Here is a 24,850-nt window from a genome sequence, read left to right on the forward strand (position 1 = left end):
ATATAACATAAACACTAATGATTTGTCAAATGCTTAAATTGCTTTTCAACAACAAAAATTATCTTATCAAATTTCCAATAATTTTGCAATACATTTCTTCGAAATATTTTAAACAAAGGGTCAGACCCTACCCCACTGGTGGACCTATTCCAAGAACTCCCCGCTAATTTTGTTGATTTATGTTCTCAGCTTTTTTCTTATCGATCGATTCCCAGACAAAAAAGACAAGCCAAAACAGCATGACTGGAATAATCGCCCACTGCCGATAATCCGGAAGCAGTAACAAAATAATCGTTGCAAGGAATGTAGGACCAAAAAGGGTGGTAAATTTCTTCTTTTGATTCACACGAACAACTTCTAGTATACCATATTATAACCTACATAGTAGTCCATAAATGGCGGCTACACAAATAATCTGCATCAAAAAAATAATCAGGTCAGAGCGTTCCGCATACAAAATAAGATAAGAAGGGTCAGACCCCGCATTTTTTCTCCCACTTAAGAAAAGCTGGATAGCGTACGAGATCAGACCCTTCTATTTAGCGATTTATTTCGGCTTTAATAGCTTTCACGAAGTCTTCGAATGAAACTGTTTCGGATTTTTGTTCGCCGTATTTACGAACGTTTACGCTGTCTTCTTTTACTTCGTTATCACCGACAACGAGCATATACGGAATTTTTTGCATTTGTGCTTCACGAATTTTGTAGCCAATTTTCTCGTCTCGTGTATCAAGGTTGACACGGATCCCTGCGGCTTTTAGCTTATCTTGAACCTCTTTTGCATAATCAAGATGTACGTCAGGAGAAACTGGGATCACCTGCGCTTGAACTGGTGATAGCCATGTTGGGAAAGCCCCTTTATATTCTTCGATTAAGAATGCAACAAAACGTTCCATTGTAGATACAACGCCACGATGAATAACAACAGGACGATGTTGTTTACCATCTTCACCCACATAGTTTAAATCAAAACGTTCCGGTAGTAAGAAGTCTAATTGAACAGTTGACAATGTTTCATCTTTACCTAAAGCAGTACGAACTTGAACATCAAGCTTAGGACCGTAGAATGCTGCTTCGCCTTCTGCTTCGTAATAATCAAGACCAAGATCATCCATCGCTTCCTTCAGCATACCTTGTGCTTTTTCCCACATTGCATCGTCATCGAAATACTTCTCTGTATCTTGTGGATCACGATAGGAAAGACGGAAAGAATAATCGTTTAGATCAAAATCTTTGTACACTTCAAGAATTAAGTTGACTACACGTTTAAATTCTTCTTTAATTTGATCAGGACGAACGAAAATATGTGCATCATTTAAAGTCATCCCGCGAACACGCTGCAACCCTGATAGAGCCCCAGACATTTCATAACGGTGCTGTGTACCGAGTTCTGCAATTCGGATCGGCAGTTCACGATAGCTATGAATGCTATTTTTATAAATCATCATATGATGCGGACAGTTCATCGGACGCAAGACGAGCTGTTCATTATCCATATCCATAACAGGGAACATGTCTTCTTGGTAGTGTTCCCAGTGTCCGGAAGTTTTGTAAAGATCGACACTTCCCATAACTGGAGTATACACATGATCATAGCCAAGACTCGCTTCTTTATCGACAATATATCGTTCGATCACTCGACGGATTGTAGCACCTTTTGGAAGCCATAACGGCAGTCCCTGGCCGACCAATTGGTTACTTGTAAATAGGCTCAATTCTTTTCCTATTTTACGGTGGTCACGCTCTTTCGCTTCTTCAAGCAAACGCAGGTGTTCAGCCAGGTCTTCTTTTTTGAAGAAAGCTGTTCCGTAAATACGTTGGAGCATCTTGTTGTCGCTGTTTCCTCGCCAATAAGCGCCAGCAATACTTAGCAATTTGAATTCTTTAATCTTCCCTGTTGACGGTACATGAATGCCACGGCATAGATCGAAGAAATCACCTTGTTCATAAATCGTTACTTGTTGATCAGCTGGAATGGCATCAATCAACTCCAATTTATACTCGTCACCAATTTCCTTAAAACGTGAAATAGCTTCATCACGACTCACTTCAACACGAGTGACTTCAAGATTTTCATTGACAATTTTCTTCATTTCTTTTTCTATTAGCGGCAAGTCTTCTGGTGTTAGTGATTCTTCAAGATCAACATCATAGTAGAATCCACCTTCAATAACCGGACCAACACCGAATTTAGCGTTTTTGAATAGACGTTTAATCGCCTGTGCCATTAAGTGAGCTGTACTGTGACGAAGAACTTCTAGTGCTTCTTCACTGTCAACCGTCACAATCGCAATCGAACCATCTGCTTCAATTGGACGTTTTAAGTCATACATTTCACCATTATATTTACCTGCGATTGCCTTTTTTCGTAACCCTGGACTGATAGATGCTGCGATATCATCTGTTGTTGTGCCTTTGGCAAACTCCTTCACTGCTCCGTCCGGGAAAGTTATTTTCACTACTTCTGACATACTCGTTCACTCCTTAGATTTGTCGTATTCTTGCGGAAAACACAAAAAAGCCCGCCCCTGTATAAAAACAGGGACGAGCTTAATAATCATTATTTAACCCGCGGTTCCACCCTCGTTTCACTCAGCTTTTCATAGCCAAATGACACTCGTAGCTTGGTAACGGCAGCTTCCCGTCAGCTAATAGTTGCGTTTACACGCGTTCCTAACTGAAGTTTAGAGGTGGTAAGTGTTCTGTTCGTGTTAGGAAGCTCTCAGCTTTGCATTCCCTCTCTTTAAAACCGAAATGTAAGAATACCCATGTCCTCATCATTACTTTTCATTTATAATAAATGTTAGTATGTAGGAAATTATATCGGGTTATTCAAAGAAAATCAAGGATTGCTAAAAATAAGTTCATGAAGTTTCTTAAAATTAGCTATGAGTACCTCTGAAAGATTGAACTGGCCGAATAACGGTCCGTTCTTCAAACACACGTCGAATCGTTTGAATAAGCCCATCTTCCGCCTCATCGGTATAGACGTATAATCGCTCTGGCGCAATCGAAATAAGCGGTGCGAGTGCAGTTGAATCGATATAGATCGGATATCCTCCCAATAATCTTCGATCCATCATTCTCTGGAAGTCTTCTTTTTCCAACTTGCGAAAAGATTCATCAAAAAAAGCAAAGCTTTCTTGATGTACTAGATGGATGGTTGGTAATTGACACTGCCGCTTATTAAGAAAGTCACGTAAAGTGGCAATAAAGCTTTGATAATCTTGCTCAAGTTTATACTCATCAATCGCTAGCCCTGCATAATGCTCCAAATATTCAAAGAACTCCTTCAACCGAAACATAGCAATTGATTCAAACGAAAAGGACTTCTCTTCAGTTAGCACGACTTGAATAGCTTCAGCAATCGCGGCTTTTGCCTCCTTAAACCCTTTACTTGAATCCGCCTTCATCTCTCCTTCAACGATAGAAGAGGCAATGTCAAGAATCGCATCCACTTCTTCCTGTTCTTCAAATAAAAATTTTTCACGAATCGTTTGCTCAAGTCCATCTCTCAGCTTTTCTTCTATTAAAAACGTATAAAACACATCACTTAATAACCGATGAATGTCGACCAAATGCCGCTCTTCTAACGTAACAACGATCCCTTTTTCAGAAATAAATTGTATATATGAATGCAGTTCTGCCCCTAAAGGGTGGACAGATACGAATTGGAGCCATTTATGTGCTTCTGTATCATCTTGAAAATAGATATGTACCAACGATACCCCCCCTATACGAAACGCTTTGTTTCTATGTATATGGGATAAGCCTATTTTTTAGAAGTAAACCTTAAAGGAAAATCAAGTGATTTTCCTTTCAAAACCCAAACGGCGTTAAAACGCCACCATTTACCATAAAGTGAAACTTCAATCAGTGGGGGTTTTCTTCATCCCCCACTGATTGTTAGATCTTCGCTTTCGCTTCAATCAAACGACAGTACGAACCCGATTGGTTCAACTAAATGAAGAGCACAGCGGTAAGTTTCACTGTATCTCACCAATCGGGATTTTACGGGCAGTTCCCCCCCACCTACACTTCTTCAATTCCTCAAGCCTTGAGGTGAGGGTTTTTACTGCCCGTTAATGCGGGATAAAGGATTAATCCTGTCGCACGCTAATAAAAAAGGGTCTGACCTCACACTCTATATACCGTTTATCGGATCATTGGCTTGTCTCCAAACGATATATAGTAGATATGGGGGCTGACCCTTTTGTTTTCATATAAAACCGATATGGCGTTAATACGCCACCATTTACTATGAAGGACCAATCATTGTAACACACTACACTCGCCTAATCACAATGGTGGCGGTGCGGAGCCAGCATTTTGGTTCCTTTCTAAATAAAATCAGTATCCCTGATAAAGTGAAACTTCCATCAGTGGGGGTTTTTTTCATCCCCACTGATGGTTAGTTGAACCAATCGGGGATTTACAGGCTGTTTATCCCCCATCTATTTATTTCTTGATTCTCTCATAAAAATTGAGATGGGGGTTTTACAGCCTGTTAAACCGGGATAAATGGTTTGGCTATATTAGTAAGTTGCTCAGACCCGCCCCGTGTCCTTCATACGAAATCAATGTCTTCTGTTTTTTCCTTTTAATAAAAATGGTTCTGCTAAATATTTAATTCGCTCCATGACTCTAGCCGCTTTGACTTCTTCCTTCTCGCCGCGCTGTGAGAACGTTAAATGTGTCTGCATTTCGGTAAAGTTAAAATTAGACGTAAAAAAAGTCGGCAAGTTCTCAAGCATTCTGAATTGCAAAATAGGGCCGATTACCTCATCCCTACCCCAGCTTGTCATGGACTCTGAGCCAATATCATCAAACATAAGGACCGGCGCTTTTTTAGCCATGTCGATCTTGTCATTAAACGTATTGTCCGTGAATGATCCTTTCAATTCCCTTAGAAAATCTGGAACATACACAAGTAATGAAGAAATCTCCTTCTTAGCAAGTTCATTGGCAATCGCGCCAAGCAGATACGTTTTCCCAACGCCAAATTCCCCATACAAATATAAGCTTTTCTGCTTTTCTCCTGGCTTATAATCCATAATAAAAGCCATCGCTTTCTCCACCGCATCAATTCTATTCTCAGATGCATCACTACGGTAAAAATCTTCCATTGTTGCTGTAAGAATGTCTTTGGGAACATAGAGACTTTGAATCAACTTCTCTAATTTCCGCTTTTTATCATCCCTGACCTTACGCGGACAATCCTCATAATTTAGATCAATCATATTGCGTCGAATAACAAGCTTTGGATGGAAGCCTGGTAATAAATTTACACACTCACCTAGGCTCGGGCACTTTTGGCACTGCTTACTTTGAGTGGTAAATTCATACAACTTCATTACGCTCTTATCTAGCATTTCTTCTGAAATCTGCGAGCTGTTTTCATTCAAAAACAGACGAATCTGCTCATCACTAAGCACTTCTTTTTTCAACTCTTCATATTGCTTTCTGAACTTACTTGTATTAGTCGTCTTGCTAAAGGCATTGTTGATTCGTTCCATGTATGCCTCACCCCCTGTCTTTCAAAATTCCTAATGATTCTTCAATCTTGCGTAGCCGTTCCGCTGATTGATCATTCAGTTTCGTTTCCGTTTCTGTTTCTGTTTTCTTTTCTTTTTCACTGTTTTTCTCTTTATTCAGCCACTCAGGAACAACTTCCGTTCGAGTCGCTTTTCTCGTTGCCGTTTTGCCTTCTTTTTTCGTTTTGGCCCATTCTTGATATTGACGATGTTCATTTTTGGCGAGCTCCATTGCAGCCTTAACAGTTATTACTTTTTTCCTTGTCCAATGGGAGGCAATTTTCTCCATATAGGCTTTCGTTAGCTTCATATCGGTTTTCAACATCACATATTCAATTAACACATTTACAACACCAGGGTTTAATTTTTGATTAAAAAGAATTCCCTCGATAATTTGCAAATCAGCCTTTGTCGGTTCAGCTCCACCAGAAAGCTGTTTGAGTCGCTCTCTTGGTGAAGTCGTTTCAAGATGTCTTATATATTCTTCTTCCTTTGTTTTCGGCTCACTCTTTTGTGTTCGATTTCGCTCTGGCTGCACGCGGTCCATTAAAGTCGGCAATTGATTTTGCGATTCAATTTGGTACCAATCCCGCGCAGCTTTCCGTAATGTTTCGATATCAATTTCATTGTTGATATCAGCAGCACTAATGACGAGCTTTTGCATATCTAATACATCAATCCCATACAAAAACGAAAGCTTGGCAATCGTCTCTTGAACATTCGGCGTGAAAGCTTTACGAGTGATTTGAGATGGTTTTACCCCAGAATACAATAAATCGAAATTAAAGTCTTCCTTAAACCCTTCAAGTTCTTTGCCATCCTGTCGACCGATAAAACGTTTTTCTGGTTCAAGATTTAATTCTTCTTCGCCTTCATCTGACACATACAAAGATGTCTGTTGATCCGATACAAAAATATCAGTAAAACTCTTCGTGACTTGTTCATATTCATTGGTTGGCATCTCTTCATCACTAAAAAAATTCTTCAAACGATTAAAATGGACCTTACCTATTTTTTTAAACAAATAGATATTCAACATCCCATCATTGAAAAATTGCTTTGGTGTTGATGGTGGATTCAGTTCATAGATGAATTGTTTTCCTTCTTCTGTTTTTTTTCGGTACACATTCAACAGACCGATTCCTTCTAATTTATTCCTTGCATGATAGATTTCATTTAAGTTCAAGTCCATGGTGTTCATTAAGTTGTAATGCAAAGAAGATTGGGACCAAAGTCGATTCTCTTCCAACTCACTCCATAATGTCATGTATAAACTAGTGCAAATCGGACCAATAAGTGGTTGATACAGCAACGTCATTACTTTACGGTCATAATCGTTGAGCAACCCTGTCGATGAAACGGTATATCGATCAACAGGAAGCAATTCCTGCCAAGTGTTAGACATCTTCCTTCAGACCCTTTCTTATAAAGTGAAACTTCAATCAGTAGGGGTTTTCTTCATCCCCTACTGATTGTTAGTTGAACTAATCGGGCTTTTACGGGCAGTTATCTCACCTACCTTCTTTGATTCCTCTAAGCCTTCAAGGTGGGGGTGTTACTGCCCGTTAATGCGGGAGAAAACCTGTATGCGTTAAAAGTCCACCATTTACCACGAAAGATAATTCATGCAGCGCGCTACACTCGCCTCATCACAATGGTAGCGGTGCGGTGCCGGATTCTGGGGTACTTTCTATAATAAAATAAGTCTACCTACTAAGTAGAGAGCTTATTTGTAAGTCGCGAAGCCCCGTTCCCATGTCCTAAAAGCTAATATGCTCGACCTATAACTAGAGAATGTAAGCCGCTTACGCTAGACATGAAAACTCATAAAAAAACGGATATATATTGAATGTAAGTGCTAAGGTTTCATTGGATACAGAATAGTAATGTACCATTCTGTCGCGTAAATCTCAATACTAGCGTGGTAATTATAGACCTTCGTAAACATTCAATATATCGGTAGTGAAAAAAGAGCCAAAGTAAATTTCCCCTTAGCTCTGATTTCGCTCTTTATCTATTAAGTCCTTTAACTCGTCAATAAATACATTAATATCCTTGAATTGGCGATACACAGAAGCAAAGCGGACATATGCGACTTCATCAACTGTTGCAAGCTTATTCATGACCATTTCACCGACTAAATCACTTTTCACTTCAGAAGCGGCTTCGTTTCTTAGTTCCTTTTCAATAGAGCTCGTAATATCTTCTAATTCTTTGAGAGGAACAGGGCGTTTCTCACAAGCCCTAATTAAGCCACGAAGAATTTTGTCAGAACTGAATTCTTCACGTGTACCATCTTTTTTTACAACGATGAGCGGCGTTTCTTCCACTTTTTCAAATGTTGTAAAACGGTAGCTACATTTCTCACATTCTCGCCTACGACGAATTGAACGACTTTCATCGACTGGTCGCGAGTCAAGCACTCTCGTTCCATTATATTGACATGACGGACATTTCATCGTTAATCAGCTCCGTATTATGTAGTATACTCGATAAAGTGAAACTTCCATAAGTGGGGTTTTTTCACTGATGGTTAGTCCCGTTCTACTGTCGCTAAACCTTCGATAAAGCGACAGTACGAACCCGATTCAATGAATCACAGACTAAGTACGCCGCGTCCTGCGGCAACGTCTGTGTGACCCACATCCTGTGCGCCTCAACTAAACCTCTGCGCAACTCTCGGTAAGTTTCACTGTATCTCACCAATCGGGGTTTTACTTCAAAAAGCGAGACGACTGCCCAGCCTCGACAAGCATTACAGCTTATGATCTCGAGAGGCTAGGAGCCGCAGCTAGATTAGGCTGTTTACCCCGTCTTTTTTTTTCGATGCTCTCATAAAAGTTGAGTAGGAGGTAGTACAGCCTGTTAAACCGAGATAACGCTGCCGTTTTGGAAAATTACTTTTTATCCAATATTAACGGGCAGCAAGACACCCACTAATAGATGTTTCTCACTTTAGATATAACCATCTTATATAAAACTTCCTACCAGCACAAGAGCATTCGTTCAAACTCTTGTCCCACTATTTGGTACGGATGGATGGTAGCTTTTGGTCGAGAGCATCATACGCCACAAGAATCTGTTTTTTAAGTGCCTTATTAATTCCCATCGGTGACCATTTTTCTGTTGATACAGTAAAGTCAACGGCTGTTTCTAGTGGTCTGACCGTGATAATTGTAATAATGATGTCTAGACGCGGTGACTGTTTGGAATGGATAAGAATCTCCCCGTGCTCTTTAGAAACTGATTTAATCTCATAATGTTGTTTATTGCTGAATACTTCTTCAACACCACGTAGCGTTTGTTCAAACTTACTTTTATAATAGCGTGTTTGCAGTTCTGTATCATGATGATGTTCACTCGATTCACATTGCTGACTATATCGATTCGTAAACGTTTTCAACCAACCCATACTTAAATCATCCTCTTATCCCTTTTTACCTTTTATTATACACGAGATCAAAGTAAAACTCATTGAAAACTAATACCTTATCAGAACAAAAGCACAAGCGCCTTAGAATGAAACATATTGTCATGTATAAAATCAAAAAAGAGATGCATCATTTGCATCTCTTGTACTCTCGGTATTATATAGCACTGACTTCGCTTTTTTTCACTGAAACAGGACCCATTCCTCGTGGAAGTTCCATGTTTTCGCGAGTTTCTGCATTCAATGCGTCTGCAATATAATTCGCAGCAACATTCGGATTTAAATCGCCACATGTATACACATCAATGCTAGCATAACCGTGTTCCGGAAAACTATGAATAGTTAAGTGTGACTCAGAAATAATGACGACTCCGCTAACTCCCTGCGGTGCGAATTTATGAAAAGCTACTTCACGTACCTCAGCACCTGATTTCAACGCAGCATCTACAAATACTCTTTCAATATAATCCATATCATTTAGTTTTTCAAAGTCACAGCCCCAAAGCTCTGAAATTACATGTCTACCCATTGTTTCCATCTACTCTTCCCCCTTTTACATGATTAAGAATTCTGTAGAATATGATTCTACAAACAACTACCACGGGGGAAAGTTAGTCCAAAGAGGTCCTAACCCTTTAAGTAGCCACTATGGACTCTTATTCAAGAAGTTCACGATTGTTAGTATACTTCGTTTCAAAAAAATTTGCAACAGCGTTTTTTTATTTTATTCAAAAATTTAAATTCCGTGTAAGCTTGATTGCAGTTCTTTCTAACAACCTTTTATTTCAAATCTTATGGAAGTTGTTCAAAAAGTCCGGTTAAAGAGGAAAACAAGCTAACGACCTACTGCATATTGGTCGCTAACTTATTTTATTTTCTGTATGTTGATGAAGATCTTCAAAACTTTTAAAAAGAATTACTTTTTTAGTGTCCTCTCAATAACTCGGCACTTTTTTAGCTATGTATAAAACAAACTAGCTTACATACCGACCATCACTTTTGAAAGGCTTTTCATTTCTAAACCTACAAATTTCACAAGGTCCACAACGCGAGTCGAATAACCCCACTCATTGTCATACCAGGCTAATACTTTAATTTTTCTATGATCCATGACCATCGTCGATAAGCCGTCAATCGTTGCCGACTGTGGACTTGTATTAAAATCTATAGACACGAGCGGTTCCATCGAAATTTCAAGAATTCCTTTAAGTGTACCTTCTGAAGCTTTACGGAAGGCTTCGTTTACTTCTTCCACAGTCACATCACACTGAACGTCTACAACAAGGTCCACGAGCGACACGTTTGGCGTTGGTACCCGGAGCGCCATGCCATGTATTTTCCCTATTAATTGCGGCAACACAAGTGACAGTGCCTTTGCAGCACCTGTGCTTGTCGGGATAATACTTTGTCCGCAAGCGCGAGCACGTCTTAAATCCTTATGTGGATTATCGAGATTTTTTTGATCATTTGTGTAAGCGTGTACAGTCGTCATCAAGCCGTTTTCAATGCCGAACTGTTCATCTAGAATTTTTGCAACAGGGGCCAGACAATTGGTTGTACATGAAGCATTTGAAATAATAAAATGTTGATTAATATCAAGCACATCTTCATTAACACCCATGACAATTGTGACATCTTCATTTTTTCCTGGTGCTGTTAAGACCACTTTTTTTGCACCCGCTTCGATATGAAGTGCTGCTTTCTCACGATTATTAAATTTCCCAGTTGCTTCAATGACGATATCTATATTTAATTTCCCCCACGGAAGCTGCTTTGGATCACGGTTATTAAGCAATTGAACACGGCGACCATTTACGATAATGGCATCCTGTTCCACCGTTACATCCCCTTCGAATTTCCCATGAATTGTATCATACTTAATTAAATGTGCTAACGTTTCAGCTGGATAGCTTGCATTAATTGCCGTTACAACAAGATCATTATCTAAAATAGCCTGACGAAAAACCATTCTCCCAATTCTTCCAAAACCATTAATCGCGATTCTTGTACTCATAGCTCTACCTCCCGAATTAACGTTATACTTTTTATCGTAATATTAAAATTAGTATAACATAATTACGTTGATTGTGTTAATTAAATTCTGATTTTTCTAATATTCACTTTGCCTTATCATCATAAATCAGATTTCACCCACAAAAAGCTATACTATATAAGCAATCTTGATTTCACCACTTATCCGAAATGTAGATAAAGACAGAGATCATTTATTCAACATATATAATCAAAAAAAGAAGCTTTTTTAAGCCTCTTTTTCCATTACTTATATAACTTCCCACTGTGCCAAAACCTGCTTTACTTGTTTCATTGATTCTAGCAGCGATCCATTATTATTTATGACGACATCGGCCAGTTTTTTCTTTTCTTCTAGCGGCATTTGCGAATCGATTCTAGCTTTAGCGTCTACCGCACTTAAACCATTACGTTTTATTAAACGTTCAAGTTGGATCAGCTCATCCACATAAATCAGAATCGTTTTATCTACCATATGCGTTAAATTACTTTCAAACAAAAGAGGAATATCCATGAATAGAACATTTCCCCCCAACGCGAAGGCCGTTTCTTTTTGCTGAAGCATTCTTTTTCTTACAGCTGGATGAACAATTCCATTAAGCATTTGCCTTTTCTTTTCGTCATGAAAAATAATACTGCCAAGTTTAGCGCGATCTATCGAATCATCCGGTAGAAGAAGTTCTGAGCCAAATGCCTTGATGATTGCGTGATAAGCTTCTTGCCCAGGTTCGACCACTTCTCTTGCGGCAATGTCCGCATCAATGATTGTAAAACCTAACTCTTCTCGAATAAATTGACTAATACTGCTTTTACCACTTGCAATACCGCCTGTAATTCCGATTACCTGTCCCATACCCAACCCCTATTTCAATAAGAGGATATTCAAAAAGTCCGGTAAAAATAGCTGTCGAATTGCTTCAAAGCTCTGTCTCTCCGGTCCTCACGTATTACTGCATACACTCCGGTCCTCTCAAGATGCGCTCCTCGAACTTCTCGGCTCTTTTTATCCTCCTTTTTGAACACGCACTATAATTATAATTTACAAAGACCAATAATGATTAATAAAACACCTGGTAAGTAGGACAAATGCTGGACAACTTTATTTGAAGAAAGTAATTTACCACTTTGCAAGCCGCTCCATAAGAACAATGAGCTCATCAAAGCAATGCTAATCGAAAGAATGAATGGAGAAACGCCAAGCATCGCGGCTCCAATACCTGCCCCAAATGCATCAAGGGATAATGCAAAACCTAAGACTATTGCTTCTACTCCAGTAATCGTACCTGATTTATCAAAATCTGCATTCATCGGCTTTTGTAAAATATTAATCGCTACTCCTAATGATTTGATTTCAAAATTAAAGAGTATTTTCTCAGTATCATGCGTTTGCTCTTCCTCAACACGCTTTTTCGAACGAAAATACTGAAATAAAATCCAGCTCCCGAGTAAAATTAAGATCAAGCCACCTGTTTTTCCTGCTGCTTCTACAGAGACAAACCTCGTAATAAAATCACCAATTATCATCGCCATGCCTACACTTAATGCCGAACAACACGCAATGACTGCAATTGATTTAAATGGAAGTCTCATTTTCCTCATGCCAAAAGTCATTCCAACACCAAAACCATCCATGCTAACCGCAAATGCAAGAATTATTAATTGTAGCCACATCGAAACGTATGCCCCTTCCATTCAAGCTAGAATAGTATATGGATGGGGCATATCCAATGTGTATTTACCTATATAAATTTACTTTGAATGAAACGGCTGACATGTAGGACAAATATGAGTACCTCTGCCACCTACTTTAAGTTTTTCAAGGGTTGTATTGCATCGTTTGCACGCTTCTCCTTTTCGATCATACACGAATAAGTCAAGCTGGAACATGCCCATTTGGCCTTGTGAATTGATGTACGAACGAATCGTACTACCACCTTTATTAACAGCTTCTGATAAAGTAGCAATGATTTCACGATGCAGGCGAGCTATTTCTTCTTCTGACAAGGATGAAGCAATTCGCTCCGGATGAATACCTGCTCGGAACAAAGACTCGTCCACGTATATATTCCCGATTCCAACTACAACTGTTTGATCCAGTAAAACCATTTTAATTTTACGATTTGTTTTCCTTAGCTTTGCAGTGAGATCGTCAATCGTAAATTCACGAGACAACGGTTCTGGACCTAAATGTGCAAGTGGAAGTTGATTCATTTCTTCGCCTTTTGCAAACAAATGCATCGTGCCGAATTTCCGAACATCCCGATATCGTAGTTCCGTGCCATCCGTGAAGGAAAAAATAACATGGGTATGTTTATCATACGGTTCCGCTTTCGCATAGACACCATATTTCCCTTCCATTCTTAAATGTGAAACCATCGCATAATCGTCAAGCTGAAAAATAAGAAATTTCCCACGGCGATGGATTTCATGAATCGTTTGTCCTTGTAAGGCATCTTGAAATTGCTCGACTTGTTCGGGAGCTTTAATGATTTTCGGCCAAAATACTGACACATCACGGATCTCCTTACCAATCACAAGTTCCTCTAATGTGCGCCTAACCGTTTCAACCTCAGGAAGCTCTGGCATTACTTCTCCCCCTTTTTAATTCCTTATTTGGTTAATACTAATAAATACAATGAAATACGGCAAACCAAGTTGATCCGCCCTTAACCAAGTCGCTTCCGCTTTTCTTATTACTTTGCATCAAACCATGTCGGACCATACGAGTAGTCTACTTTTAACGGAACGTTTAGCTCAATTGCGCGTTCCATTTCTTCTGGTACGATCTTCATTAGGATTTCAATTTCTTCCGGCGGCGCTTCGAAGATTAGTTCATCATGTACTTGAAGAAGCATTTTTGTTTTTAAATTTTCCTGTTCAATTCGGTCCACCATATTAATCATCGCAAGTTTAATAATATCCGCGGCGCTCCCTTGAATCGGTGTATTCATTGCAGTCCGTTCTGCAAAGCTTCTTATATTAAAGTTTTTGCTCGTGATTTCTGGAATATAGCGACGGCGGTTTAAAAGCGTATTAACATATCCTTTTTGATTCGCTTCAAATATGCTTTCATGCATATATTCCTGTACCCCTGGAAAGCTCTTTAAATATTTCTCAATAAATTCTCCCGCTTCTTTCCGAGTAATACCAAGACTTTGAGATAAGCCATAGTCGCTAATTCCATAGACGATTCCAAAATTAACAGCTTTCGCTTGACGTCGCATATTTGAAGTCACTTCGTCTTTTTCAACATGAAACACATCCATCGCTGTTTTCGTGTGAATATCCATATCAGAGCGGAACGCTTCAATCATCGCTTGATCATTGGCGATATGCGCAAGTACCCGCAATTCGATTTGCGAATAATCAGCCGCAAAAATAAGCCAGTCTTTTTCTGATGGAATGAATGCTTGTCTTATTTTTCTTCCTTCTTCTAAACGAATCGGGATATTTTGCAAATTGGGATCTGTTGAGCTTAATCGCCCTGTTTGGGTTAATGCTTGATTGAACCTTGTATGAACCTTATCTATCTCTGAAAAACTAACCACCTTCAACAAGCCTTCAACATAAGTAGATTGTAGCTTAGCAAGCTGACGATAATGTAAAATTTCACGAACGACTTCATGCTTACTTTCCAGTTTTTCCAAAACATCTGCTGAAGTTGAATAGCCTGTTTTCGTTTTCTTCATTACCGGTAGCTGAAGCTTTTCAAACAAGATCACACCTAGCTGTTTAGGCGAATTAATATTGAATGCCTCACCAGCCAATCTGAAGATTTTTTCTTCAATAGCTTGCAAGCGTTGCGTGAGCTCTTGTCCCATATCCATCAGACGCGAGACATCGACCTTTATGCCTTGTAATTCCATATTGGCAAGAATGATCGAAAGTGGTAATTCTAAATCAGTCAATAATGCATACTGCTCGTTTTCCTCAAGACCTGTAATCATTTCATCTTTTAATGCTAAAATTGCCCTCGCTTTTCGCCCTAAGAAATCACATAAGGCATCTTGGTTAGGAATCTGACGTTTCGCCCCTTTTCCATAAAAAGTTTCATCAGGTTGAAGCATTGGTCGCTTTTGAGCTTTGGCAATGGCTGCAACATCCACAACCGATTCTGCCGGATTGAGTAAGTAGGCTGCTAGATATAAATCGAATTCAATTCCTTTTAAATCAATCCCTCTTCTACTCAGCGAAACAATCGAGCGTTTTGCATCATAGACGAATTTCTTATACGACTCATTTTCTGCCCAGCTTTTAAAGATCTCTGAGTGGATGGCCACATCACCATGGATATAAAAATTCCCCTTTTCATTCGCAAGGCTAATGCCAACGATATCTCCACGATGATAATTATCATCTAGAATTTCGATATAAAGGGCCGTTTCCTCTGTCAACATTTCTTCAGTAATCTCTTTGACCAACTCAATATCCATCGCTTCTTGAACAATGTCTTCATCAGGATTTGCAACATCTAATTTATCAAGCAATGTGTTAAATCCGAGCTCTTTATATAAAGGAGCGATTTTTTCCTGATCCACTCCATTGTATACCGTATCATTTAGTTGGATTTCAATCGGTGCTTCGCGCGTAATGGTAGCTAGCTCCTTACTTAGTACGGCAAGCTCTTTATGTTCTTCAATTTTTTCTTTCAGTTTGTTTCCGCTAACTTGATCAATGGATTGCAACAGGTTTTCGACTGTTTGAAACTGATGAAGCAATTTAAGCGCCGTTTTTTCTCCTACACCAGGAATTCCAGGAATATTATCAGAAGCGTCTCCCATTAGACCCTTCATATCAATAATTTGAATGGGTGTGATGCCGTATTTTTCTTGAATATGTAAAGGGGTGTATTCTTCAATGTCGGTAATGCCTTTTTTCGTAATGCCAACCGTTGTGGCTGACGAAGATAATTGTGTTAAATCTTTGTCCCCAGAGATAATCTTAATTTCAAAGTCTTCTTTTTCAGCATGAAGCGATAAAGTACCGATAATATCGTCCGCTTCGTAGTTCGCAAGCTCATAACGAGAAATTCCGTAAGCATCAAGAAGCTCCCTGATAAACGGAAATTGCTCAGACAGTTCTGGCGGTGTTTTCTGGCGGCCACCTTTATATTCTTTATACGACTCGTGGCGGAAAGTCGTTTTCCCGGCATCAAACGCTACAAGTACATGTGTTGGCTTTTCTTCCTCCAAAATCTTATTTAACATCATCGTGAATCCATAGATTGCATTCGTATGAACTCCTTTATCATTATTCAACAACGGCAAGGCAAAAAAAGCTCGATACGCAATACTGTTTCCATCAATAAGCACTAATTTATTACTCAAACTAAGAATCCTCCTTTTACAAAAATACTGGATTTCAAAAACCAATTCTATAGTCAATTATCTTGTTTTTTTATTTAAAAAAACCGTTCTTCCCATCTCTATATTCTACCACGAGTAGATATGAATACTCCCCACCTAAAACACTAACGCATTTTTGAGAAAGGGGTTTCTGCCGTGTCGATGTATTCTCATAAGATTCCTAAGTGAACCTGAACGATTAACGAGCAGTGGAGCTGTCACATTGGCAGTCTACATACGCCCAGACCCTCTATCCCATTGGTCTTGCCGTTGGGACTTCTTTTAAATAATAATTGATTTTGGATTCCAAACATTCACCGTTTCAATATTGAAATCATTTTCTTTTGTGAACCTCAACAACGCTTTTTTCAAAATATTCGCTGCACCATTTATATCTGCATTGATTAACCAATCACGACCTGTACGATACAACCCTCTTTTAATTCGCTTACCTGAGAAGTGTTTTTTACCAACACCTTTCCCATAAGTCGGAATATCGTCACCATCAAGAAAACTAGCTTTGGATGTATAGGATTCCTCAGTAACAATCACCTTAATCCCGTGTTGAGCAGCTTTGTATTCAATCATGCTGATAAATAAACTGTGCGGGATACTAACGAAAGATTGGTTGTTGCGTTTACTGATGTTAATGTTTTGTTTCCATTCTTTGTTTTGCCCAATAATGATCGTGTTGGTGTTTTCTTCTAACGCAATTTTTATAACTTCTGAACTTGCCTTATGAAAAATATCTTTACTTTTTAAGTGTCTTATTTGATGTAATTTTTCTAATCGTTCAGAAGTGAAAGGACCTTCATTAATTTGTTTTCCTTGCCTTAAAACTTCAAGAAGGTGTGCTTTCTTTTTGTTGTAATACTGATTAACGGATTTGACGTTTTTGCCCTTTACTAATATCGGTTCACGACCTGTATTCGTAACAATGGTTGCAAGATTATCAATTCCTAAATCGACACTCATGTATCTATTATTATCATCTAATTCAATTTTTTTAGCAGCAACATCCATCACTAACTCTACAACATACTGGTTGTATTTCGGAATACCCCTTACTTGTTTTAGCTTTCCTTCTGAGAAACCTAGTTTCCCTATGTTTAGTCGTTCTTTTGTTTTAGGAAACTTCAAGAACTTTTTGTCTTTAATCACACAATCTTGGTTCGTGAAAATAACTTCTTTTTTGGTTGTGCGACTATATTTAGGAATTCTTGGTCTCGCTTTGTATTTGGTTGGATTTTGCTTATAATCTGTTGAACTAGCATAAAATGATTTCCAGTTTTGAAACACAACTTTCATTACTGATTGACTTGATTGCGCCGGTAGGGAACGATAATCTTTTTGCGAAATCAACTTAAACAAAGCGTCCAAAAAGTTATAATCTACGTAAGGTTCTTCTTTAGATGGCTTTATAAAAAGATTACATTTAACTTCTTTTCGTTTTTCTTTTGGTCTTGATTTTTGTTTTTCAATGTTTTTTTGATAAACAGATAACTGAACATCATTCATCTTATCAAATGTATTATCAATCTTGTCTAGAACTTCCTTTTGTAAGGGTTGTAATTCTTTGTTTTGCGTGAGTCCTGTGTAAACTTGTCGTATGTAAAAGTTAGTTGTGTTATGCATATTTTTTGCATTTTGAGTCATTTCTTGAAAATACGCATGCATACGATGTCCTTTTTTAATCCAAATTTGGTGAGTTTTATAATTCTTTTCTTCATTTCCCGTTGTCATGTTTTCTCACCTCCTTAATAACATTATACCAAACGTACGTTTGTAAAAACCACTAATACAATTTGTTTTTTAAAACAATCTAAAAAGCACCAATTTACTCCCCTCCTTAATTTTTTTCAAAAATTTGAGGAAGGGAGTGAACTGGTGAAAATGATAGAAAGATAAATGAACGATTACTTCTGAAATTTATTATTTAGTGTTTCCCATCAACAGACTTGCATATGGAGAATTGGCTGGCAGAATAATAACCGTATCATCGCCAATCGTTTTTTTATACGATTCAAGTGTTCGATATAAGCTGTAAAATTCAGCATCCTTAGAGAAAGAAGCATTGTATACTTTCGCTGCTTCCGCTTCCCCTTGGGCGCGAATGATATCGGCTTCTGCCTTTGCAGTCGCTAAGAGCTCAGTAACCTTTCTGTCTGTATCGGCCATGATACGGTTCTTATCTGCGTCACCTTTTGAAAGATATTGCTGCGCGGTTGATTCACGTTCTGAAATCATCCGTTTGAACACAGATGCTTCGTTCTCCGCTGGCAAATCGGTCCGTTTAATTCGAACGTCTGTCACTACAATTCCGTAATTCGAGTCATTAAGAAGCTCGTTTACTTTGTCCGTCATTCGATCATTCAGGCTTCCTCTTGAAGACTTTTCATCATTGATGATTTCATCGTAATTCAATTGACCAAGTTCGGTGCGGACAACGGAATAAATGAATTCTTCCATTCTTGCTTCAGCACTTTCAATTGTTCTTGCATTGGTAATCATTTTCTTCGGATCTTCAATTCTCCAAACCGCATAATTATCGATCATGATTCGCTTTTTATCTCTTGTATTAATCTCCGCTTCTGAAACATCGTATCCCATTTGATACTTCGGCAACGTTGTCACGCTTTGGATAAAAGGGATCTTCACCTTTAAACCTGGCGTCTTATCAATACGAACAACCTCTCCGAATTGACGGACGACTCGATATTCCCCTTCCTTCACAACAAACACATTACTAATAAAGATAAGAAATAATAGAAGTAAAATTACGAAGAAAATACCGACTCTTACATATCCTCTCCACGGTCCAAGGCCTTTACGACTATTTAATTCGACTACTTTATCACTCATTTTGCTCCCTCACTTTCAGCTGGTGCTTTTGGCTGTTCTTTTTCAAGGGCACGGATCGGGAAGTATTTCATCGTATTCCCGTCATCATTCATAATATAGATCTCTGCATTTGGAAGGACTTGCTCAAGCGTTTCAATCACTAAACGTTCTCTTGTAATATCTGGGTTATTTTTATATTCTGCATAGAGCTTATTAAAAACAGCTACATCCCCACGGGCACGCTCGGTTCTGGCAGCTTTTTCTCCTTCTGCTGCGGAATTAATCGCTGCAATTTCCCCTTTTGCTTCATTCATTCTCTGATTTTCATATTTTTTCGCTTCATTATTCTTCGTGTTCATCGTTTCACGAGCGTCCGTAACATTTGTAAAAGCTTTTCGAACTTCTTTATTCGGAAGCTCAACATCCTGAAGCTTAACAGCAAGGACCGAAATCCCGATATCATATTTTTCAATCAGGTGGGAAAGCAGTTCTCTGACATTTGCTTCAATTTCAGCTTTTCCAGACGTTAGTGCATCATCAATCTTCGAGTTGCCGATAATGCTGCGAAGTGCCGCAGATGTTGAATCATATAAAAGTTCGTTCGGGTCATCGACGTTATATAAATATTTCTCGGGATCAGTTATTTTCCATTGAACGACTAAATCCGCGAGCACAATGTTTTCATCACCGGTAATCATTTTCGTTTCTTTCGGAAAATCTTCCACTACACCATCTTTATCGGTATAGCCAAATTGTAGGCTGAATGTTTCCTTTGATACTTTCTCAACAGATTGAATCGGCCAAGGCATTTTCACATGTAATCCAGGTTCAGTAATCGTTTCATCCACTTTTCCGAAGGTTAAGATCACCGCTTGGTCTGATTCATCAACGGTATACCATGTAGTAATCGCCAAAATTCCTAATATGATAATCAATAGAGTCAATCCAGTTGTTATGTAAATCTTTTTTAAACTCACCATCGAAACCCCTCCTTTATTCTCTCTCTTCTTATGTACGATAAATATTGGAAAAGGATTCATTATTTTCATAATTTTATTATCTCTTACTATTTCGCATGAAGGACACGGGCCCCTCCATTGTGATTAGGTGGATGTATCTTGTTAACGCTTACACATTTTGTATAAAAGCCAAAAAAGACGAGGACATGGGGTTGTCCTCGTCTCATCTGCTCCCTGGATGATGGGGTTTTCTAGTTCATTGTAACCTTTAATTATAAACGGGATGTAATAGAATTGTTAAAATGATGTAAATTATGATTTCCCCATCAACGAATATGTTTCTTTAAAAGAACTGTAAACGTCGTTCCTTTCCCAGGGCAGCTTTCAACCGTTATTTTCCCTTTATGAACTTCCAAAATATGCTTCACAATAGCTAAACCGAGTCCTGTTCCCCCAGAGTCCCTACTTCTTGCCTTATCCACTCTGTAAAAACGCTCAAATATCCGCGGCAATTCTTTGCTTTCGATTCCAATGCCATTATCATGAACAACTACCCGAACATTGTCCGCGTCTTCTGATGCTTCAATCTTTACTTCGCCTTCACTTGTTGTATAATTTAGTGCATTCGTAATAAGATTGATAAAAATTTGTTTAATTCGATTCGCTTCTCCCTCAACCCATAAAGAAGGGCTCTTACTTTCAAGGACCAACCTAATATTCTTTTCTTCTGCTTTACCATAAAGCATCGCGATGGATTCTTCAAGAATGGTACTAACATTCACAGACTCAATTTGTAAAACAAAATCTTGCTGCTCAATTTTGGATAGATCCAACAATTCTTGAATAAGCTCTTGAAGGCGATCGCTTTCACTTAAAATGATCTTTAGAAAATCATATAAGGCTTGTTCGTCCTTTAAAGCGCCGTCCAGCAGGGTCTCCGAAAACCCTTTGATAGAAGTGATTGGCGTTTTCAACTCATGCGACACATTCGCCACAAAGTCTTTCCGCATTTGTTCTAATTTTTTTAATTCAGTAATATCATGGAAAACAATAATAATTCCCTTCCACTCATCATTTTTTACAATGATCGGCGCTCCGTACACTTCAAAATGTTTTCTTTCAATAGTAAGTGGAATTAACACTTGACGTTTGATGCTTTTTTCCGTCATGAAAATTTCTTCAATAATCGCAATAATCTCTGCAGATGGAATCACTTCATAATAAACTTTGTACAATAAATCAGTATCTTCCATATTAAACTGTTGTTTATAGGCAAGATTCGTCATCGTAATATGCCCTTTATGATCGATTTGCAACACGCCACTACCAATATTTTCAATCAGTGTTTCCAGACGATCCTCATGCAAATCTCTGGCAATTTGCAATTCTTGAAGATTTCTCGCCAAAATATTTAACGATTTACTAAGCACGCCTATTTCATCCGAACTCCGCTCATAGGTTCTTGCCCGATAATTTCCTTCTGCAAGCTCAATCGCGGTTGTCGCCGCCGCCTCAATAGGACGCGAGTATCTAGAAGCGATTTTGCTCGCAAACATGGTAATAATACATAGCGACGCGATAAGGCTTATCGTTAAAATCCACCATATTTGACTGTTCACTTGATCGATTGCTTCTATTTCATTACTTAATACAGCTGCACCCTCAATCGAGCCGTCTTTTTGTATCGTTTTATAAAAATATTGCAGACTCTTAGGCCCCTCTACAAATCCACTCTGCTTATCTCTATCTAATTGATTAGTGATGCTTTTCAGCATATCTTCGTGACGTTCGGGATGATTATTTCGGTTTACATTGTCATCGTAAAGAATCGTTCCATCATTCCTGATAATTGTGAAATTGGCATCATGTAGATTGGCCAAGTCTTCTGTTTTTCCTTGTTGAATAAATTCAGAAATTCCCCCGTTTTCCTGAATATACTTGGCGATAAAAATGGTTTCTCTTTCCATTCTTTCATTAAATGTATTGACATAGTAATTTTTGAAAACTTGTCCGAGCAGTAACCCCTCTGCCAGAAGAACAATAATGATCAAGCTGATAATTGCCACTAACAGCTTTGTCTTGAATTTGGTCATTCCGGTTTCGGCTCCTCAAGCTTATACCCTAAACCACGTATTGTTTTAATATAAATCGGCTTTCTTGTATCTTCTTCTATTTTTTCTCGAAGATGGCTAATATGTACATCGACAATCCTCGTATCTCCCGCAAAGTCGTAATTCCAGACTGCACTTAGTAGCTGGTCTCTTGTTAAAACTCTTCCCTTATGCTGTGCAAGATACAGTAATAATTCAAATTCCTTTGGAGTCAGCTCAAGTAATCTCCCCTTAAAAAAAGCTTCATAACGATCATGGTAAATTTCTAATTCATTAAGTTTCAGAACATCTTCACGTTCGTCATTCGATTCTCCAGCTTCCTGACTGATTTGTGATCTTCTAAGAATCGCTTTAATTCTTGCGACCACTTCTCTTGGACTAAACGGCTTTGTCATATAATCATCTGCACCAAGTTCCAATCCTAATACTTTGTCAAACTCATCATCTTTCGCTGTCAACATTAAGATTGGCACCATTATTTTTTGCTGGCGCAGTTGCTTACAAACTTCTATCCCATCTAGTTTTGGAAGCATTAAATCCAGAATAATTAACTGTGGTTTTTCGGCAATTGCCCGATTTAACCCTTCTTCTCCATCTAAAGCGGTAATCACGGAATAACCTGATTGCTCTAAATTATATTGTAGTAACGTAACAATGGATTTTTCATCATCCACTACGAGAATTTTATTAGACATAGCTTCCTCCCGAAAATATATTACCCCGCGACTCACAATGAGCCGACTCATCCATCTTCATTATAATTTAAAATAAGAAAAAGAGTAAGAGTAATATTAAGTGAAACTTCAATCAATGGGGGTTTTCTTCATCCCTCACTGATTGTTATGGTTTTCCGGGCAGTTTCTCCCCTACCTATGCTTCTTCGATCCATCTAAGCCTTAAGTGGATAAAAAGATGTCCATAGGTAAGGTTCCGACCAGACCACTACTAACATAACGCAAAGCGAGAAACAATATAGTAGTAGCGTAAGGTTGACCTTCCTGAGACATCCTGCTCATCATCTTTTTAGAAACTTTCCAAAACACTGCCGTCCATTCCTTTAATTTGGCTAGGGGGACAAACCTTTATTCTACCTTCTAATATACAAATTCCTTCATCGTTTTCTCCTACAACTTCTATTACCATTTCATTTTCATTAACATTCACTTCTTTTACTTCAAATAGAAACTTGATCGTTTCATAATGATAGACCGGATTTGGCAATTTGATATGATGGGACAAAATATGGCTTCCTGGACCTGGAAGATATTTGGAGACAGCTGAAGTGACCATACCGATTAGCATAATGTGAGGCACAAGTGGTTTTTTGAAAGTAGTCTGCGCGGCATATTCATGTTGAATATATAAGGGGTTTGCATCATTCGTTAATCCTAAATATAACAATAAATCTTTGTCTTCCATTTTCTCAGTGAGCGTCAGCTTTTCGCCTTCTTGGATTTCTTCAATTTTTCTACCAAGCTTTCGTTTCTTAAGCAACATAATGTTGACCTCCGTCAGATTTGAAAAAACTGTCCAAGAAGAGAGAGGTGAACGAATGGCACTCATATTCTCTCGCTTAGACAGCTTTTTATAATATATACTTTAGAAATTATTGAAGAATCGCCATAACATTGCGAACAGAATCAACAGATTTAGAAAGTGCTGCTTTTTCATCTTCTGTTAATTCAAGTTCAATGATTTGTTCAATTCCGCCTGCACCAAGAACCGTAGGCACACCAAGATAAATTCCTTCAAATCCATATTCTCCTTCAAGATATGCAATCGACGGAAGAACACGGCGTTGATCTTTCAGAATAGCCTCTGCCATTTCTACAAGAGCTGCCGCTGGTGCATAATAAGCACTACCGTTTCCAAGAAGGTTTACGATTTCTCCGCCGCCTGTACGTGTACGAGCAACGATTGCGTCTAAACGATCTTGTGGAATAAGGGTTTCTAACGGAATTCCGCCTGCATATGAGTAGCGAACAAGAGGAACCATATCGTCACCATGACCACCTAGAACGAAGCCAGTCACGTCTTTAACAGACAAGTTCAATTCTTGGGCAACGAATGTACGGAAACGTGCCGTATCAAGAACGCCTGATTGACCGATGACACGTTCTTTCGGGAAACCTGATTCTTTGTATACCGTATATGTCATAGCATCAACTGGGTTTGTTAAAACGATTAACGTTGAATTTGGAGAGTATTTTACAATTTCTTTCGTAACAGCTGTCATTACTTTTTGGTTAGTCTGTACTAAATCATCGCGACTCATACCTGGTTTACGAGCAATCCCAGCAGTAATGATGACAATATCAGAATGAGCAGTGTCTGCATAATCAGAAGTACCTGTAATTTTTGCATCAAATCCAAACACAGGGCTTGCTTCTAGCATATCTAACGCTTTCCCTTTAGTCGGATTTTCCATTTGCGGAATATCTACTAATACAACATCACCCAATTCTTTTTGTGCAGCAAAAAACGCCGTTGTCGCTCCTGTAAAACCGCCACCGATGACAGAGATTTTTTTACGTTTTGACATGGAGATCTCCCCTTCCCTATGTAAAAATTATCATTTACTTCCCTTATCCCTGTTGCA

20 protein-coding genes are annotated in these 24,850 nt (G+C 38.6%); all 20 read right to left on the bottom strand.

All coding sequences use genetic code 11. The features are described 5' to 3' along the window. Positions 1-163: 163 nt before the first annotated feature. Positions 164-346, bottom strand: a complete 183-nt coding sequence (locus AC1MGI_RS20150) for a hypothetical protein (RefSeq protein ID WP_480347348.1) — start codon at positions 344-346, stop codon at positions 164-166. A 193-nt stretch (positions 347-539) separates the two neighbouring features. Beyond that, complete coding sequence (gene thrS / locus AC1MGI_RS20155) at positions 540-2,471, bottom strand: threonine--tRNA ligase (RefSeq protein ID WP_480347350.1); 1,932 nt, start codon at positions 2,469-2,471, stop codon at positions 540-542. 411 nt (positions 2,472-2,882) lie between these two features. Continuing rightward, positions 2,883-3,722, bottom strand: a complete 840-nt coding sequence (gene ytxC, locus AC1MGI_RS20160; protein WP_480347352.1) for a sporulation protein YtxC — start codon at positions 3,720-3,722, stop codon at positions 2,883-2,885. Between the two features lie 855 nt (positions 3,723-4,577). Further along, positions 4,578-5,516, bottom strand: a complete 939-nt coding sequence (gene dnaI / locus AC1MGI_RS20165; RefSeq protein WP_480347354.1) for a primosomal protein DnaI — start codon at positions 5,514-5,516, stop codon at positions 4,578-4,580. Between the two features lie 7 nt (positions 5,517-5,523). Further along, the gene (locus AC1MGI_RS20170) at positions 5,524-6,939 is read right to left on the bottom strand and encodes a replication initiation and membrane attachment family protein (RefSeq protein WP_480347356.1); all 1,416 of its coding nucleotides are present in this window, start codon (positions 6,937-6,939) and stop codon (positions 5,524-5,526) included. Between the two features lie 586 nt (positions 6,940-7,525). Beyond that, positions 7,526-7,993, bottom strand: a complete 468-nt coding sequence (gene nrdR / locus AC1MGI_RS20175) for a transcriptional regulator NrdR (RefSeq protein WP_480347358.1) — start codon at positions 7,991-7,993, stop codon at positions 7,526-7,528. 563 nt (positions 7,994-8,556) lie between these two features. After that, complete coding sequence (locus AC1MGI_RS20180) at positions 8,557-8,946, bottom strand: hypothetical protein (RefSeq protein ID WP_480347360.1); 390 nt, start codon at positions 8,944-8,946, stop codon at positions 8,557-8,559. Between the two features lie 175 nt (positions 8,947-9,121). Further along, the gene (gene speD, locus AC1MGI_RS20185) at positions 9,122-9,502 is read right to left on the bottom strand and encodes an adenosylmethionine decarboxylase (protein WP_062176897.1); all 381 of its coding nucleotides are present in this window, start codon (positions 9,500-9,502) and stop codon (positions 9,122-9,124) included. Positions 9,503-9,943: 441 nt separating this feature from the next. Beyond that, entirely contained in the window at positions 9,944-10,978 is a 1,035-nt protein-coding gene (locus AC1MGI_RS20190) for a glyceraldehyde-3-phosphate dehydrogenase (protein ID WP_480347362.1), read from the bottom strand. 267 nt (positions 10,979-11,245) lie between these two features. Beyond that, positions 11,246-11,848: a dephospho-CoA kinase gene (gene coaE / locus AC1MGI_RS20195; protein ID WP_480347365.1), complete on the bottom strand. Its 603-nt coding sequence runs from the start codon at positions 11,846-11,848 to the stop codon at positions 11,246-11,248. Between the two features lie 179 nt (positions 11,849-12,027). Next, positions 12,028-12,666, bottom strand: coding sequence for a sporulation membrane protein YtaF (ytaF, locus tag AC1MGI_RS20200; protein ID WP_062176889.1), 639 nt, complete (start codon positions 12,664-12,666; stop codon positions 12,028-12,030). A 78-nt stretch (positions 12,667-12,744) separates the two neighbouring features. Beyond that, entirely contained in the window at positions 12,745-13,581 is an 837-nt protein-coding gene (mutM, locus tag AC1MGI_RS20205; RefSeq protein WP_480347367.1) for a DNA-formamidopyrimidine glycosylase, read from the bottom strand. A gap of 107 nt (positions 13,582-13,688) precedes the next feature. Beyond that, a complete protein-coding gene (gene polA / locus AC1MGI_RS20210; RefSeq protein WP_480347369.1) occupies positions 13,689-16,322 on the bottom strand; it encodes a DNA polymerase I in 2,634 nt (877 codons plus the stop codon). A gap of 300 nt (positions 16,323-16,622) precedes the next feature. Beyond that, entirely contained in the window at positions 16,623-18,083 is a 1,461-nt protein-coding gene (locus tag AC1MGI_RS20215; protein ID WP_480347371.1) for an RNA-guided endonuclease InsQ/TnpB family protein, read from the bottom strand. Between the two features lie 189 nt (positions 18,084-18,272). Beyond that, entirely contained in the window at positions 18,273-19,202 is a 930-nt protein-coding gene (gene hflC, locus AC1MGI_RS20220) for a protease modulator HflC (RefSeq protein WP_480347372.1), read from the bottom strand. Beyond that, positions 19,199-20,161: an FtsH protease activity modulator HflK gene (gene hflK, locus AC1MGI_RS20225; protein ID WP_480347373.1), complete on the bottom strand. Its 963-nt coding sequence runs from the start codon at positions 20,159-20,161 to the stop codon at positions 19,199-19,201. The genes hflC and hflK overlap by 4 nt, the downstream gene beginning before the upstream one ends. Positions 20,162-20,466: 305 nt before the next feature. Beyond that, the gene (gene pnpS, locus AC1MGI_RS20230) at positions 20,467-22,233 is read right to left on the bottom strand and encodes a two-component system histidine kinase PnpS (RefSeq protein ID WP_480347377.1); all 1,767 of its coding nucleotides are present in this window, start codon (positions 22,231-22,233) and stop codon (positions 20,467-20,469) included. Further along, positions 22,230-22,946, bottom strand: coding sequence for a winged helix-turn-helix domain-containing protein (locus AC1MGI_RS20235; RefSeq protein ID WP_480347378.1), 717 nt, complete (start codon positions 22,944-22,946; stop codon positions 22,230-22,232). Before AC1MGI_RS20235 ends, pnpS begins: the two co-directional genes overlap by 4 nt. A 328-nt stretch (positions 22,947-23,274) precedes the next feature. After that, positions 23,275-23,751, bottom strand: coding sequence for a MaoC/PaaZ C-terminal domain-containing protein (locus tag AC1MGI_RS20240; RefSeq protein WP_480349890.1), 477 nt, complete (start codon positions 23,749-23,751; stop codon positions 23,275-23,277). A 106-nt stretch (positions 23,752-23,857) separates the two neighbouring features. Beyond that, positions 23,858-24,793, bottom strand: a complete 936-nt coding sequence (mdh, locus tag AC1MGI_RS20245) for a malate dehydrogenase (RefSeq protein ID WP_480347380.1) — start codon at positions 24,791-24,793, stop codon at positions 23,858-23,860. Between the last annotated feature and the right edge of the window lie 57 nt (positions 24,794-24,850).

The sequence above is a fragment of the Peribacillus sp. BM1 genome (assembly GCF_056679975.1).

Coding starts and splice junctions, on each gene's coding strand:
- thrS (WP_480347350.1), bottom strand. CDS start 2,471: ATGTCAGAAGTAGTGAAAATAACTTTCCCGGACGGAGCAGTGAAGGAG.
- dnaI (WP_480347354.1), bottom strand. CDS start 5,516: ATGGAACGAATCAACAATGCCTTTAGCAAGACGACTAATACAAGTAAG.
- AC1MGI_RS20170 (WP_480347356.1), bottom strand. CDS start 6,939: ATGTCTAACACTTGGCAGGAATTGCTTCCTGTTGATCGATATACCGTT.
- nrdR (WP_480347358.1), bottom strand. CDS start 7,993: ATGAAATGTCCGTCATGTCAATATAATGGAACGAGAGTGCTTGACTCG.
- AC1MGI_RS20180 (WP_480347360.1), bottom strand. CDS start 8,946: ATGGGTTGGTTGAAAACGTTTACGAATCGATATAGTCAGCAATGTGAA.
- speD (WP_062176897.1), bottom strand. CDS start 9,502: ATGGAAACAATGGGTAGACATGTAATTTCAGAGCTTTGGGGCTGTGAC.
- AC1MGI_RS20190 (WP_480347362.1), bottom strand. CDS start 10,978: ATGAGTACAAGAATCGCGATTAATGGTTTTGGAAGAATTGGGAGAATG.
- coaE (WP_480347365.1), bottom strand. CDS start 11,848: ATGGGACAGGTAATCGGAATTACAGGCGGTATTGCAAGTGGTAAAAGC.
- ytaF (WP_062176889.1), bottom strand. CDS start 12,666: ATGTGGCTACAATTAATAATTCTTGCATTTGCGGTTAGCATGGATGGT.
- mutM (WP_480347367.1), bottom strand. CDS start 13,581: ATGCCAGAGCTTCCTGAGGTTGAAACGGTTAGGCGCACATTAGAGGAA.
- AC1MGI_RS20215 (WP_480347371.1), bottom strand. CDS start 18,083: ATGACAACGGGAAATGAAGAAAAGAATTATAAAACTCACCAAATTTGG.
- hflC (WP_480347372.1), bottom strand. CDS start 19,202: ATGAGTGATAAAGTAGTCGAATTAAATAGTCGTAAAGGCCTTGGACCG.
- hflK (WP_480347373.1), bottom strand. CDS start 20,161: ATGGTGAGTTTAAAAAAGATTTACATAACAACTGGATTGACTCTATTG.
- pnpS (WP_480347377.1), bottom strand. CDS start 22,233: ATGACCAAATTCAAGACAAAGCTGTTAGTGGCAATTATCAGCTTGATC.
- AC1MGI_RS20235 (WP_480347378.1), bottom strand. CDS start 22,946: ATGTCTAATAAAATTCTCGTAGTGGATGATGAAAAATCCATTGTTACG.
- mdh (WP_480347380.1), bottom strand. CDS start 24,793: ATGTCAAAACGTAAAAAAATCTCTGTCATCGGTGGCGGTTTTACAGGA.